Consider the following 14,082-nt stretch of genomic DNA (forward strand, 5'->3'; position numbering starts at 1 on the left):
ACACGGGGTCAGGCCTGAAGAGTTGGGATTTCCGCCACTGTAGACGCAGATTCGACTTTCGTTGTTGGCATAACTAAAAGTTTTAAGAATTAAAAAAAAGAGAGGCAGTCGCTACCAGCAACATCAACCAAAATTGATAAGTCTCGCGGTTTGCACCCGTACGCTGCCTCTATATTATAAGAATACTTCTTTGCATGAATACTTTGATTTAATGTTGTTGGTAGTGCATAGATAAGAAAAGAACCGGAACCTATTGCAATTTGTCTCTAAATTTACTCCATTTTTTACACAAAAATCCCGCCATTCTCATGGCGGGTTTCCCTCTAAAGTTGTAAAAGTTTCAGAGATGCTCTATGACCAGAGCCGTACGTTTAATATTATTACTCAAATCGAGTAACGCATTCAATAATATCTTTTTTTCATCTGCAGTAAACTGCACTTCTTTATTCCTAATCTTCAGACCATTTATACGCTGACTTAACCACGAGCGACTTTTACCAAAATAATGTCGGGCAACATAAGACCATGAAATAGATTCATATATCCCATCCAAATAGGCACGTAACGTGTCGTCATACACTTTCTCTGCCTGCTCACAGGCTTTAGCAGCACCATCAATAAATGCTTTGGCGAGAACCTTACGATCTTCTGTTGACTTCGAAGCAACAAATGCCTCCATCTCTTCACGAAACTCACGTTCCTCTTCCCCGGAAGAAAGAACCATAAACTTCGCTTTCATCTGCTCCAATTCATTGTTCAATTTTTCGTAATTTGCCATATCTTAAACATTTTAAATTGTAAAGTTTCTTTGGGACACCCCAAAAGGGTGTCCTGTTTTTAACCTTTCAACCGAAGTAAAACAATCAAACGATCTAAATGAAAGTCAATCGCTCTCTCCAGTTCTCCTTCTGACATATCTTTCAACAAGATATCCCAGTAAAGAGCATAGAACTTGAGATTTCTCATCTCATGTTCTATTCGAGCCTTTAGCTCTTGGTCTGAAAACATTCAAAGAAACTTTTACACTACAAATGTAGATAAACATTTGTTTATCACAAAACATTTGTCGAATTATTTTTATGAATTTGCTATTTTTTCTATCATAGCCAATAATACCGCACACCTCGAAAGCGTAAGATTATCAATCAATTCATTTCACTCCGCGCACTTTTAATAGCCCTTTTCAACGAAGACCGGACGACGAGTCCGTGAAAAGGACGAATCACAAAGAAATAGACTTTCCCCAACCGGTTATTATACTTCACGAGAGTATTCACGTAAACGCTCTTGCTGTCACCTACCCGAACCGAGATATACGCGTCCAGATGCTTATCTTTCATCAACATCACGGTTTCCCGTTCATCCTTTGCCAACATTTCAATAAAATGATACTTTCCACCATTACGTATACAATGTTTGAACTCTTCAAGACTATCTCCTTCCGCCCCTTTCAACCCGACAAATCTCACGAGGAAATTACGCAACTTGAAAAGAACATTCACCCACCCCGGCATATCCGTCCAAAAACGAACCATCAAATCATCGGGTGCAATTGAAATGTTTTCACTCGATATCACACGGAACGAGTCTTTATAATCCGCCGGAAAATATTTCACGGTAAGACTATCGGCTGGGATTTCACTCTTTTTTACTTTCATCATGTCATAATCATTTCACGAAAATACACATTCCCTCTCACAAAAATCACTCCTTATGAATAAATTCACGACTAAAAAATTGATTTTGTACCATTTTTCTCAAACCTTTACACTATTCAACTAAAAATGGTACCATGAAAAAGATCATATTCCTGATTGTTGTTCTATTCAACATCGAAAAGCTAGAGAAAAACAGCTGACATTGACAGATATCAGCTGTTCTAAATTCATCAACGCACCCTTATTCCACCGGGATATAAACCTCTGTCACCAAATCCTCCGGTTTCACGTGATCCGGATGATTCAAATACTTCTCGAAACCGGGAGTATTCCCCAGTTTGTATCCCCTTTCGGGTATCCATTTCAGATAGATAGTGTCATAAACAGCATGAAGATTCGAGTACGGTCCCCGGTAACGGAATATGGCATACTTTCCACCGGCGACCTCTTTCACCCCGACTTCTCCTTTCGGTTTCCCGACACGAGGCAACGCCAAGCATACATCCGTACGTAACTTATCCGGTTCCGTCACTTTCGGATCATCGTGATATATACAAAGATGCCCGACTTCCGGTGCGAAAAGATTCTCCTCCCGCACGTGATTCCACAAACGTTGCCACGCGGCGCTATAATCCAGATTAACATACGCTCCCGCCAGTCGCACGTAAATCACTTGCTGGGGTGCCAGTACTTTTTCCTCTATTTCCAACGGTAAATCCGGTCTTAATTCAATAGGTTTCATAATCGTGTAATTTTTATTTTTACGGTATTGATTCGGTGAAATACCATAAAACAGTCTGAAACTCTTTGATAACGACGAGGGAACGTCATACCCCACCCGGAAAGCAATATCCTGTACGGGTAATTCGGAATAGCGCAATAATCGAGCTGCAGTCTCGACACGCATCCTCGTGATGAAAGCCCCGATCGGTTCACCCAAAAAAGCCCGCACGATCCGGTGGAAATGCCAAGGTGAAAAACCGGACATCTCAGACAAGATTCCCAAGTCGATATTCTCACCCAAATGATTGTTGATATACTCCACGATCACGTTGATCCGTTTCACGTATTCCTCCTTTGTCGATAACTTTTGTTCCATAGTTTTTTGTATTTCAACGCAAAAATAACCACCAAAAACAAGACGGACTTTTCCCGGATTGCTAAATTACAAACGATAGCCGGATTCTTTAGAAATAAATAGGAAAACCCTCACCATTCATACTACAAGCTAAAAGGAACTTTCACTCATACAAGAAGTTGGTTGGGTGATACTTCTATCATACACCCATCACACTTCCATAAAACTCCTATCAGCATAGTCAAAGCATTGATTATAAACAGATTTTCCAAAAATTCTATTCTCAATCAAATGTATTTTATACCTTTTATAAATAAAAGGCACCCGTGGGAAATGATGCCTTTTACCCTCCAATTCGTTTAGTTTGTCTACAGTTCAGCGTGTTCGAACTTAAAATCAAGCCAATAAGTAGCCCGCTTTGCCGTAAACTTCAACACGCAATAAGTGGGGTCATCCTTTCCGCCGGGGAAATGCTGGATAAACCAATCCTGCCATAACGCGTCTTTCTCTGCCTTGTCGGTAACAACCTCGATATCTCCGGTCAGCACGACACTATTGATTTCCTTCTGGAAACATACTCCCGCTTTCGGGTTCACCTCAAAATGTTTTGTTTTCTCGGAATAGGTTCCCGTCGAGAACCAGATCGTGGTAATTCCCTCGTTTTTCACCTTGGACATGGGTACCGGACGGGGATAACCATTCTCGTCCACGGATGCCAGCACCACGCTATCACACTGTTCCAACAATAATTCCGCCTTACGTTTAAATTCTTCCATTTTCAATACATTTAAAAATTATACTTGCAAATATAAGAGAGGGAACACTCTAAGCTCTTGTAAAAAATCGACTTTTACCCGTCTAAATATGTAATCGGAATACCTTTCGGCAAAGAGGCAAACACGGAAGGCGGACTTCCGGACAATCGCTTGAATTCTTTTACCAGATGCGACTGATCATAATAACCACAATCTATCGCCACGGAGAAAAGATTGTCACGAGTTACTTGACGCAACACATCCATGGTGCGGCGAAATCTCACGATACGGGTATATTCTTTCGGGGTATACCCGGTCGCGTGCTTAAAACGACGTTCAAAATGCCGTTGACACAAACAAACTTGCTCCATGAGTTCCCGCACGGGAATTTTTCCATCCGCTTGATGCATCAACCCGACCGCCCGCGCCACCTGCTTATCCACCTCCCCGGAATAACGTAAACAAAACAACAAATATCTCTCGATTATCAGCAAACGTTCCTTCAAGGTGTTCTTCTCCCTCAAAATTGCAGCAAAACCAGCGTTAAACAAAACATCCAAATCCGGTAGAAACACCCGCTGATCGGTAAACTCACTCATGGGAATCTTCGTGAAAACGGTCAACCCACAGGGAGTAAACCTCACCCCGATCAAGTGTATCATCTCGGAACAAACCTGCAATTCGGAATACGCCCGCATGGGACCGACAAAATAAGCCTGCATACCTCCTATCTTCATCCCGTTTTGATCTGCCAAGTTAGCCGACTCATCCAGATTAAATATAAAATCAGTACACCCGTCCGGCAAAATTTTAATGCGCTCCTCCGGCTCTAACGTACCCTCCATCACCCAATACTTATCTATATAGGGTGCCAATATTTCATGAGGCTGATATTCTTTATACATCGGTTGGTCTATATATCGGTTTCTCCAAAAACAAATCTACACAAAAAAATCCGGACTATCCACATGATTCCACGCCAATACTGGGGAGAAATTCCACACGTGAGGCAATTAATTCCCCATATTCCACAATATCACGAATCGACACATTCGCTGTATATCAGCCATTTAAATATAATAAAATACAATGGCATACCAGTTGTTTTATTTAAGACATAGAATAAAACATCAAAAACAAAAAAACTATGAGAACGTTTATCTTTTTAACGATTAGTCTGTTTTCTATCGCTTTTCTGGGCAGTTGCGTGGAAAGTTCACAAAAATATAAATCAGCGTTAGCGAAAATTGATTCACTACAAGCCATCAGCAACACTCAAGGCGATGAAATGGAGAAATTACTGACCGATCTGAATGACATTTCAGCCGGAATGCAATCTATCCGGGAAGCGGAACATATTCTTGCTGTTGAAGCACAAAGCGACAGCAAGAGTAACAAGAGCAAAGCACAAATCACCGCTTTAAAGAACGACGTGCAAGCCTTGGCGGATGCTATTGAAGGTTACAAGACTCAAATAGCCAAGTTGGAAAAATCCAACAAAAGCCAATCGGCACAATTCAAGAAATTGATCGCCGGACTGAACGAAGAATTGGCTATCCGCGACCAAAAACTCAACGAACTCAACCAAGTTCTCGCCGCAAGAGAGAAAGAACTGGGTATCAAAACGAAACAAATTGCAGAATTGAATCAAAACGTGGAGAACCTGCAACAAGAATCAACCTCACAAAAAGAAACGATCTCTCAACAGGATCAAACGATGAACACCGTTCACTACTTGTTAGGTTCCAGAAAAAACCTGAGAGATGCCAACGTGATCACACGGCAAGGAATCTTTTGCCCGCCAATCGTATCCACCCAAGCACAAAACGCTGCATTCGTGGACGGTGATATGCGCGAGTTGACCACGATAGCGTTGAACTCCAAGAAAGCAAAAATCCTTTCCGTTCACCCAAGCGATTCATACGCCGTGGAAGAGGGAAACGACGGTATGCAAACCTTGAAAATCAGCAACCCGAGTGCATTCTGGAAACAAACCAAATACTTGGTAGTGATGATTAACGAGTAACTTCAAATTCACACACTCATATACACACAACACACACAGGCAAGGTGCTCCGGATTCTCCGGGGCATCTTTTTTTTATTTGCATCTTCTCGTATTTTTTCAGAACTTTGTACACGACACGAAAAGAAAAGACTATGAAAATGCTCCTTCTCATCTCATTATGCTTGTTTATGGAAAACGAACCAGATTTCGTGAAGCAACAAAAAAAATATCCCCGCGTGCGGAATGCTTACCAAGAAAAAGAAACTTTGTTAAGACAACGATTACAAGATGCAGGGTTATCGTTTGACAATATACATATCCTTATCACGGCTTATAAACAGGAAGAGAGCTTGACGGTCTACGCTAAAGCACCTAAAGACTCCGTGTACAAGAAAATCACGACCTATCGCATCTGCGCCCGCTCCGGTCGCTTAGGCCCTAAACGCCGCCAAGGTGATCTCCAAGTACCGGAAGGCTTCTATCACATCAGCCATTTCAACCCTGCCAGCAATTACCACCTTTCACTGATGATAAACTACCCGAACCGGTCGGACAGACTGAAGAGCAAAGCATCAAACCTCGGGGGAAGTATTTGCATTCACGGCAATTGTGTCACGATCGGATGTCTCCCGATGACCGATAATCATATTAAAGAGATATACCTGTACGCCGTGCAGGCACGTCAGAACGGGCAAAAGAATATCCCCGTCTATATATTCCCTTTCAAATTCTCGGACAAGAACGTGGTGCGATACAGGGAAACCTACAAAGCGTATCCCGACTTGCTTGACTTCTGGGACAATCTGCGTTCCGGACACGATCTGTTTATCAAAGACTTAAAAGAATTGAATGTTTCCGTCGACCGCCTTGGTAATTATCTATTCGCGAAATAGAATAACCTATCCTTAAAATCACTACCTTAGCGTGCAATTACAAAAAGGAGAAAGCAATATGCTATTTAACAAGAACGAACAAAAACTTTCCCCGGAAATCGAGGAAAAACTGAAATACTATCGTCGTCAGGGACACGTCATTCCTCCCCGGAAAATCATTAAAAATGCAGAACAGATAGAAGGTATCCGGGAGAGTGCCAAGATCAATACCGCCGTGCTTGACCACGTGGCGGCACATATCCACGAGGGAATGTCCACCGAAGACATCAACACGCTGGTCTACGATTTCACCGTGGCACACGGGGCTATCCCGGCACCGTTGAATTACGAGGGATTTCCCAAAAGCGTGTGCACCTCGATCAACGAGGAAGTTTGCCACGGCATCCCGAGCAAAGACGTAATTCTGCGCGACGGGGATATTATCAACGTCGATGTTTCCACCATCTATAACGGTTACTTTTCCGACGCCTCCCGTATGTTCATGATTGGCAACGTTTCGGAAGCCAAACAGCGCCTAGTGCAAGTCACGAAAGAATGTCTTGAAAGAGGAATCGAGGCTACCAAACCATGGGGATTCCTCGGTGACATCGGTGCCGTCATCCAAGCCCACGCCGAAAACAACGGTTATACCGTGGTACGGGAATTTTGCGGGCACGGGGTAGGACTGAAATTCCACGAGATACCCGAAGTGGAACACGTGGGACGCAAAGGCACGGGAATGCTCCTCGTACCCGGCATGATTTTTACCATTGAACCCATGATTAACATGGGAAAAGCGGATATATTCATAGACGAGGAGAACGATTGGACAGTCATTACCGAAGACGAACAACCGTCCGCCCAATGGGAAAATACCGTCTTGATCACCGAAACGGGAATAGAAATATTAACATGGTAAGCTCCTACACATGGCTTCCGAACAGATAGACTCCCCGCTCGTCGACTTACTCCGGCAATACAAGTTATTGCAACAGGAATACGAATGCGAGAAGGAGATGTTTTATCAACAAACCCAACGAGCCGGAATACCGAAACGTATCCGGCAAGGTGTGTGTTGGTACCCGGTAGCCCCCAGACGAAGCTACTACAACTCGTTAAACCAGTTGGTCGTTGAGATCAATCGTGACGAGAATGACGAAACGGAACACAATTTCGAATACGGTCGTCCGGTTTGCTTTTTCAAGTTTGACGATGCCGGGCAATTACGCTATTTCAATTTCTCGGCAACTATCAGCTACGTGCACGAGAACACGATGCTGGTCGCGTTGCCTCATCCCGATGCCTTGCTGGACGTACAAAACGCCCGCGAATTGGGCGTTCAATTGTATTTCGACGGTACTTCATACAAGACCATGTTTGCCGCGTTGACCGAAGTCATGGAAGCAAAGAACAACCGTTTGGCACACTTGCGGGAAGTACTTCTCGGCGGCATCACCCCGCAACAACGGGAAATTCTCCCGACACGCCTCATGTGGCTGAACCCTTCGCAGGAAAAAGCGGTCAATCGGGTACTCCGTGCCAAGGAAGTTGCAGTCGTACACGGTCCCCCCGGAACGGGCAAAACGACAACCCTAGTAGAAGCCGTGTACGAAACACTGCGTCGGGAAAACCAAGTACTGGTATGCGCCCAAAGCAACACGGCAGTAGACTGGATAGCCGAGAAGTTAGTAGACCGGGGGGTAAACGTCATGCGAATCGGTAACCCGACACGGGTAAACGACAAAATGCTCGCGTTCACGTACGAACGCCGGTTCGAATCACACCCCTCCTACCCGACGTTACGCTCCGTCCGAAGTGCCATACGGGAAGCAATAGCTCGAGTCAAACGCTTGAAAGGAAACAAAAAAGAATCGGAACGCTCCCGCTTAAATCGCCTGCGTGATCAAGCCATTGAACTGGAAATCAAAATCGACGCCCAACTCTTCGGGGAAGCCCGCGTGATAGCCTGCACTCTGGTAGGTTCCGCAAACAAGATATTGAACGGGAAAACATTTTCCACCCTTTTTATCGACGAGGCGGCACAAGCCCTCGAAGCCGCTTGCTGGATAGCTATCACCAAAGCCAACCGGGTCGTATTTGCCGGAGATCATTACCAACTCCCGCCCACGATCAAATGTATCGAGGCGGCACGAGGCGGATTAGACCGGACTTTGATACAAAAAATTTCCCGACGGAAACCGGAAACTGTTTCCATGCTCGAAATCCAATACCGGATGCACGAGGACATCATGCATTTCCCGTCAAAATGGTTCTACCGGGGACGCCTGCAAGCCGCTCCCGAGGTGAGCCACCGCAATATCCTCGAGTTCGACACCCCCGTCGAGTGGTTCGACACGGCACGACTCGAACTTTCGGAAGACCGTGTAAACGAAACCTTCGGGCGCATCAACAAGCCGGAGGCAGAATTATTGGTACAACAATTACAAGAGTATATCGAGAAAATCGGGATAGAACGAGTTTTAGACGAAAGAATTGACTTCGGACTAATCTCTCCATACCGGGTGCAAGTGCAATACATCCGCCAACTCATCAAGCACAACCGTTTCTTTCATCCCTTGAAAAGCCTTATTACCATTCACACCGTCGACGGTTTCCAAGGTCAAGAACGGGATGTCATTCTCATCAGCCTCGTCCGTGCCAACGAAGACGGCAATATCGGATTTCTCAATGACCTGCGTCGCATGAATGTCGCTATCACCCGGGCCCGCGTGAAACTTATCATACTCGGCGATGCCCCAACCCTCACCCGCCACGCTTTCTACAAAGCATTGTATGAATATATCGGGGAGAGAGGGAAAATAATCAATCTATAAATTGACACCCCAACTTCAATAATTCCAAACAAAAAGAGGGCCGTGGAAATCAGCCCTCTAATTCAACAACAACAACTAGACTCAACAAATCACTTGTTTTAAATTACTAACCCAAGTATCTATTCTTTTATCTGTCAACTCGGACTCGTTCGCCTCGTCCAACGGTAATCCCACGAAACGACCGTCCACGCACGCGCCAGAATCATCATAACTATACCCGTCAGCATCCACGCTACCGATAAACTCACATCCTGTCCCTTGAAGTTCATTGTAAATGATTCCGATTGCATCACAGAAAGAACCACCAAACGACATACCGTCCCCGCAACCGAATATCGCAACCATCTTGCCGGACAAATTCTTACCTTTCAACTTATCGAGAAAAACACCCCAATCATCCTGCAACTCACCGATTCCCCAAGTTGAACTACCCAACAACAAAACATCATATTTATCCACTTCGTCCACTTTCGTGTTACCCACGTTAAACACATTTGTTGTACCCAAGCGAGAAGCAATCGCTTTCGCAACTCCTTCTGTTGCCCCGGTCGTGGAGCCATAAAATATTCCTATCGTTTTCATCTTCATCTTTCTTTTTTGTTCATGACAAAGATACCCCCTTCCACAACCCCGTGAAATCCCTATAAATAGCTAAATTTTACCGGCACTATCCCTACATAGCGGTAGTTATCCGTTTTAAAGCAAAAGCAACCCGTATTCCCGAAGCACTTGCATTTCCTTACCATACCAAAACGGCAGGAAATCCTCGTGAATAGCCGTTTCGTAATCCCAACAAAAATCTTTCAGCAAATAAGGCTCTCCAACATCCGCACTTATCCGGGAAAAGATATCATGCAGAAAAACGGCAGTTTCTTTTTTTATCTTCAAATGAATATCCCGCGTAGTGTCATGGAGCGTCAACACGATTTTCCCCTTTTTCACGATCTCCGCACCGAACTCGACCTCTCCCCCGATCCAATACAAACGCCGAGGATATAAATTCTCCACAGATTCGCTCGCCTCCATTTGCTGTTCCACGAAACGAGGCGATACACTTGAAACAGGAATTTTAAAATCAAACCATTTCTGCAAGGGTAAATCAAACCCCACGCCTCGCATATAATTATATAAAGAACGACTCAAACCGTCACCCAACCGTTCATGATCACCTCCCTCCAAATCCTCGAAAGCCACATCATTGCGGGCAAACCCACCGAAAGGCGGTTCCGTCACCCGTGTACCGAAAAGCCCCGGTGCCTGTCCGACCGGGCTATGCGCCGTCATGGCAAAACGATGCCAGAAACCGGATTGAATCAACCCACGCTCAAACATCTGCCGCACGACTTCCAGCGAATCGACCGTTTCTCTCGCGGTCTCCGAGGGGAAACCGTACATCAAATAAGTATGCACCATAATTCCGGCTCGTGTAAAATGATCCGTCGTCCGTATCAATTGAGGCAATGTCACACCTTTATTGATCAATGCCAACACCCGTTCGGATGCCACTTCAACCCCGCCCGACACGGCGATACAGCCCGATGCCTTCAATAACCTGCATAAATCCGCCGTGAAAGCCCGCTCGAAACGGATATTCCCCCACCACACGACAGTCAAACGCCGCCTCAATATCTCCAATGCCATTTCCCGCAACAACATAGGAGGTGCCGCCTCGTCCACGAAATGAAAACCGCCCTCCCCCGTCTGTTCCGTCATTCTCTCCATCCTGTCCACGATAGTTTTCACCTCGTTCGGTTCGTAGCGTCGGATATAGTCCAACGTACCGTCGCAAAAGCTACACTTTCCCCAATAACACCCGTGAGCCAATGTCAATTTATTCCATCTCCCGTCACTCCATAACTTATGCATCGGGTTAATTATCTCGATCACGGAAATATACCGATCGAGCAACAACCCCGAATAATCGGGAATCCCGACTTCCCTTTGAGGAATAATCGCCGCCGCAACATCGTCGTGATACACCACACTCCCGTCCTGTAACATAAACGTACGCACCAACCCGCTCTCGTCCAACCCTCCCCGCACGTGTTCAATCAAACGTGAAATCGGCAACTCCCCGTCATCCAACAATAAATAATCGGTATACGCGAAGAAACGGGCATCTGTCAGCGAACGCAATTCCGTGTTGGCAAAACCGCCTCCCATGGCAACCGTCACCCCGGGATAATGCTTTTTAATCCATTCCCCGCATCGCAAAGCACTGTACAAATTCCCCGGAAAAGGAATAGTCACCGCCACGATATCCGGGTGATAAGCCTCCATTTTCTCGGTCAGCAATCCCGTGAGATATCTATCCGTGAAACTCAACGGCTTTGCCAGCTCGGCAGCCAACTCATCAAACGATGAAGCCGAACGTCCCAAATGCTCGGCATAACGGCTGAATCCGAAATTTCCGTCCACGGATTCTTTCAAGAAATCCGACAAGTCTTCCAGATATAGCGTCGCCAGATAGCGGGCTTTATCTTCCATCCCCATCATCCCGAATGCCCATTCCATATCCTCCGTCTGCCCGAATCTCCCCGCTCTCGGCAAAAAACTTTCTTCACATATCGAATAAGCCAACGTGCGGTTCTTCCCTTGTAAAAAAGCAATCACCGCATCAATCGTGCGGGTATACTCTTTCCTCAAAGCATAAATCCGCTTTCCATTGTTTGATAAAGACTGTTCCCCCGCCTTCTCGAAAAGTTCCGTCAATCCCCGGGAAGAAAATATACCCAAAATAACCTCCAGACTCAAATCAACCTGTGCGGTCGGGATTCCCCTCGTGTTCAGGAAACCTTTCAAGTACATCATCGAGGGATATGGCGTGTTCAATTGCGTGAACGGAGGTGTCACTAACAACACCGGGGAAGAATTATTCATAATCATCATTTTATACTTAAACAAATGTACGCTTTTTTTATTCTAAGCCAAAATTTAGGATGTATCACATTTTTTTTATAATTTGGCAAACAATAAAAATAACTAACAATTTTGACTATCATGAGTAAAAAAGAAAAAAGTATCGAACTACTAAACAGGGCGGTAGGCGATGAATTGCTTGCTGTACACCAGTACATGTATTTCCATTTCCGTTGCGATGATATGGGGTATGACTTATTATCCGGTCTTTTCAAACGTACCGCCATTCAAGAAATGATGCACGTGGAGCAACTTGCCGAGCGTATCCTGTTCTTGAAAGGGGAAGTTGAAATGAAAGTTTCCGGCGACGTGAAGAAAATCCACGAACCCAAAGAGATGCTGGAACTCGCTACCGCCATGGAAGTCGGCAGCGTGAACGATTATAACGCTTGGGCAAAAGAATGCGCTGAAAACGCTGATGCCGTATCAAAGAAATTATTTGAAGCTTTGGTAGCCGAGGAAGAAGTTCATCAAGACCAATACGAAACAGAATTGGACAACCTTGAGAAATTCGGGGCTAACTATTTGGCTTTACAATCCGTTGAACGCAGTAAAAGTGTGGCTACTGGGACTGCTCCCAAGGGAGAATAACTTATAAGAAAAAGCGACTCAGAACGGGTCGCTTTTCTTTATCTCCGGTTTTATCAGAATCCTCAAAGACTGATCGTAAGTAACGTAACTCCACATCCAGTTGATCAGAATAAAAAGACGGTTCTTCACCCCGACGATACTCATCAAGTGAACCAACAACCACAACAGCCAAGCGAAGAATCCCCGGAAACGCACCTTGGATAATTCCGCCACGGCATCGTTTCTCCCGATTGTAGCCATAGAACCTTTATTCTTGTATTTAAAAGGACGAAGAGGTTTGCCCTTGATCATACTTCGTAAATTATTTGCCAGCAAACCGGCTTGCTGTATCGAGGGTTGCACCACTTGAGGGTGTCCGTTGGGATAATCCGTGGTAACCATCAATGCCGTATCGCCCAACGCAAACACATCTGCCATTCCCTTTACCCGATTAAACTCATCCACTAGCAATCGATTTCCCCGCCCGTAAACTTCTCGCGGCAGTCCCAGCAAACTATTCGCCTTTACTCCGGCTACCCAAAAGACATTATTTGTCACGATCTGCTGCCCGTCAACAAAGGTCAACTTCTCCCCGTCATACTCCTTTACCAACTTTTTCAACAAAATCTCCACGTGCATACTTGACAGACTACGGGCAACCTCCAACGAGGACTTTTCCGAAAAAGCGTTCAACAAACGCTCACCCCCGTCTACCAAAAGAATCCTCATCTCATCCCAATTCAATTCCGGATAGTCTTTCGGGAGCATAAACTTCTTCATCTCCGCCAACGCCCCGGCAAGCTCGATACCGGTAGCCCCACCCCCAACAATAACGAATGTCAACCACCGTTTACGAGTATCATCATCCGCACTATTCAACGCTTTCTCGAAACTCTCGATCACCCGGTTACGATTGAACAAAGCATCCGACGTTGTTTTCAACTGCATCGTCCGATCCGCCAAAGTCGAGTCTCCAAAGAAATTTGTACCTGCACCCGTGGCTATCACCAGATAATCATAAGAAATCTTACCTATTGATGTTTCTATACAATTCTTTTCCGAAACCACTTTCTCTACCGTGCACATCCGAATGTGGAAATCATGACGATACTTGAATATCTTCCGGAAAGGAAAAGAAATCGCACTGGGCTCAATCCCCGAAGTAGCCACTTGGTACAATAAAGGCTGAAAAAGATGATAATTGTTTTTATCCAACAACACCACTTGAAAATCACGATCATTCAATTTACGAGCCAATTTCAACCCTCCGAAACCTCCACCCACGATCACAACCCGTTTCTTTGTTCCCTGATCCGGGATATTACTAATTGCATCCATAATTACAACTTATTTTCACAGTTGTACGAATAGATGCGAAGAAACGTTGCG

14 protein-coding genes are annotated in these 14,082 nt (G+C 45.1%); 5 read left to right on the forward strand and 9 right to left on the reverse strand.

The annotated features are described in order from the left end of the window. Positions 1 to 340: 340 nt before the first annotated feature. From H8S64_RS19615 to H8S64_RS19640, 6 genes are all read right to left on the reverse strand, one after another. On the reverse strand, positions 341 to 778 hold the full coding sequence (locus H8S64_RS19615; protein ID WP_186978391.1) for a DUF5053 domain-containing protein: 438 nt from the start codon (positions 776 to 778) through the stop codon (positions 341 to 343). Positions 779 to 837: 59 nt separating this feature from the next. Continuing rightward, on the reverse strand, positions 838 to 966 hold the full coding sequence (locus tag H8S64_RS19620; protein ID WP_255302084.1) for a hypothetical protein: 129 nt from the start codon (positions 964 to 966) through the stop codon (positions 838 to 840). 179 nt (positions 967 to 1,145) lie between these two features. Next, on the reverse strand, positions 1,146 to 1,661 hold the full coding sequence (locus H8S64_RS19625; protein WP_186978392.1) for a DUF2867 domain-containing protein: 516 nt from the start codon (positions 1,659 to 1,661) through the stop codon (positions 1,146 to 1,148). 238 nt (positions 1,662 to 1,899) lie between these two features. Continuing rightward, the gene (locus H8S64_RS19630; protein ID WP_186978393.1) at positions 1,900 to 2,757 is read right to left on the reverse strand and encodes an AraC family transcriptional regulator; all 858 of its coding nucleotides are present in this window, start codon (positions 2,755 to 2,757) and stop codon (positions 1,900 to 1,902) included. A 347-nt stretch (positions 2,758 to 3,104) separates the two neighbouring features. Further along, the gene (locus tag H8S64_RS19635; RefSeq protein WP_186978394.1) at positions 3,105 to 3,512 is read right to left on the reverse strand and encodes a pyridoxamine 5'-phosphate oxidase family protein; all 408 of its coding nucleotides are present in this window, start codon (positions 3,510 to 3,512) and stop codon (positions 3,105 to 3,107) included. Positions 3,513 to 3,586: 74 nt separating this feature from the next. Beyond that, positions 3,587 to 4,396, reverse strand: a complete 810-nt coding sequence (locus H8S64_RS19640) for an AraC family transcriptional regulator (RefSeq protein ID WP_186978395.1) — start codon at positions 4,394 to 4,396, stop codon at positions 3,587 to 3,589. Positions 4,397 to 4,638: 242 nt separating this feature from the next. Here H8S64_RS19640 and H8S64_RS19645 point away from each other — a divergent pair, with 242 nt between their 5' ends. The 4 genes from H8S64_RS19645 to H8S64_RS19660 all read left to right on the forward strand — a co-directional run bounded on the left by H8S64_RS19645 (position 4,639) and on the right by H8S64_RS19660 (position 9,204). After that, complete coding sequence (locus H8S64_RS19645) at positions 4,639 to 5,517, forward strand: Cbp1 family collagen-binding glycoprotein adhesin (protein WP_099293794.1); 879 nt, start codon at positions 4,639 to 4,641, stop codon at positions 5,515 to 5,517. Positions 5,518 to 5,686: 169 nt separating this feature from the next. Continuing rightward, positions 5,687 to 6,391, forward strand: coding sequence for a L,D-transpeptidase family protein (locus tag H8S64_RS19650; protein WP_218014309.1), 705 nt, complete (start codon positions 5,687 to 5,689; stop codon positions 6,389 to 6,391). 58 nt (positions 6,392 to 6,449) lie between these two features. Next, complete coding sequence (gene map, locus H8S64_RS19655) at positions 6,450 to 7,289, forward strand: type I methionyl aminopeptidase (protein ID WP_186978397.1); 840 nt, start codon at positions 6,450 to 6,452, stop codon at positions 7,287 to 7,289. 10 nt (positions 7,290 to 7,299) lie between these two features. After that, complete coding sequence (locus tag H8S64_RS19660) at positions 7,300 to 9,204, forward strand: AAA domain-containing protein (protein ID WP_186978398.1); 1,905 nt, start codon at positions 7,300 to 7,302, stop codon at positions 9,202 to 9,204. An 81-nt stretch (positions 9,205 to 9,285) separates the two neighbouring features. Here H8S64_RS19660 and fldA read toward each other — a convergent pair whose 3' ends face one another. Together fldA and H8S64_RS19670 are read right to left on the reverse strand one after the other, a co-directional pair. After that, positions 9,286 to 9,786 (reverse strand): flavodoxin FldA, encoded by a 501-nt coding sequence (fldA, locus tag H8S64_RS19665; protein ID WP_186978399.1) that lies wholly within the window; start codon positions 9,784 to 9,786, stop codon positions 9,286 to 9,288. Between the two features lie 114 nt (positions 9,787 to 9,900). Then, on the reverse strand, positions 9,901 to 12,084 hold the full coding sequence (locus tag H8S64_RS19670) for a B12-binding domain-containing radical SAM protein (RefSeq protein ID WP_186978400.1): 2,184 nt from the start codon (positions 12,082 to 12,084) through the stop codon (positions 9,901 to 9,903). Between the two features lie 120 nt (positions 12,085 to 12,204). Here H8S64_RS19670 and H8S64_RS19675 point away from each other — a divergent pair, with 120 nt between their 5' ends. Beyond that, positions 12,205 to 12,714 carry a bacterioferritin gene (locus tag H8S64_RS19675; protein ID WP_099293800.1) on the forward strand — a complete coding sequence of 170 codons (510 nt, stop codon included), beginning with the start codon at positions 12,205 to 12,207 and terminating at the stop codon, positions 12,712 to 12,714. Between the two features lie 18 nt (positions 12,715 to 12,732). Here H8S64_RS19675 and H8S64_RS19680 read toward each other — a convergent pair whose 3' ends face one another. Continuing rightward, complete coding sequence (locus tag H8S64_RS19680) at positions 12,733 to 14,031, reverse strand: NAD(P)/FAD-dependent oxidoreductase (protein ID WP_186978401.1); 1,299 nt, start codon at positions 14,029 to 14,031, stop codon at positions 12,733 to 12,735. Positions 14,032 to 14,082: the final 51 nt, after the last annotated feature.

Source organism: Butyricimonas hominis, assembly GCF_014287455.1.
Lineage (GTDB): Bacteria > Bacteroidota > Bacteroidia > Bacteroidales > Marinifilaceae > Butyricimonas > Butyricimonas muris.

What these genes read in the sequence shown, in the direction of transcription:
- H8S64_RS19670 (WP_186978400.1), bottom strand. Translation starts at nt 12,084, where the DNA reads ATGAATAATTCTTCCCCGGTGTTGTTAGTGACACCTCCGTTCACGCAA.
- H8S64_RS19615 (WP_186978391.1), bottom strand. Translation starts at nt 778, where the DNA reads ATGGCAAATTACGAAAAATTGAACAATGAATTGGAGCAGATGAAAGCG.
- H8S64_RS19680 (WP_186978401.1), bottom strand. Translation starts at nt 14,031, where the DNA reads ATGGATGCAATTAGTAATATCCCGGATCAGGGAACAAAGAAACGGGTT.
- H8S64_RS19640 (WP_186978395.1), bottom strand. Translation starts at nt 4,396, where the DNA reads ATGTATAAAGAATATCAGCCTCATGAAATATTGGCACCCTATATAGAT.
- H8S64_RS19675 (WP_099293800.1), top strand. Translation starts at nt 12,205, where the DNA reads ATGAGTAAAAAAGAAAAAAGTATCGAACTACTAAACAGGGCGGTAGGC.
- H8S64_RS19630 (WP_186978393.1), bottom strand. Translation starts at nt 2,757, where the DNA reads ATGGAACAAAAGTTATCGACAAAGGAGGAATACGTGAAACGGATCAAC.
- H8S64_RS19625 (WP_186978392.1), bottom strand. Translation starts at nt 1,661, where the DNA reads ATGATGAAAGTAAAAAAGAGTGAAATCCCAGCCGATAGTCTTACCGTG.
- H8S64_RS19645 (WP_099293794.1), top strand. Translation starts at nt 4,639, where the DNA reads ATGAGAACGTTTATCTTTTTAACGATTAGTCTGTTTTCTATCGCTTTT.
- H8S64_RS19660 (WP_186978398.1), top strand. Translation starts at nt 7,300, where the DNA reads ATGGCTTCCGAACAGATAGACTCCCCGCTCGTCGACTTACTCCGGCAA.
- H8S64_RS19635 (WP_186978394.1), bottom strand. Translation starts at nt 3,512, where the DNA reads ATGGAAGAATTTAAACGTAAGGCGGAATTATTGTTGGAACAGTGTGAT.
- H8S64_RS19620 (WP_255302084.1), bottom strand. Translation starts at nt 966, where the DNA reads ATGAGAAATCTCAAGTTCTATGCTCTTTACTGGGATATCTTGTTGAAA.
- map (WP_186978397.1), top strand. Translation starts at nt 6,450, where the DNA reads ATGCTATTTAACAAGAACGAACAAAAACTTTCCCCGGAAATCGAGGAA.
- fldA (WP_186978399.1), bottom strand. Translation starts at nt 9,786, where the DNA reads ATGAAAACGATAGGAATATTTTATGGCTCCACGACCGGGGCAACAGAA.
- H8S64_RS19650 (WP_218014309.1), top strand. Translation starts at nt 5,687, where the DNA reads ATGGAAAACGAACCAGATTTCGTGAAGCAACAAAAAAAATATCCCCGC.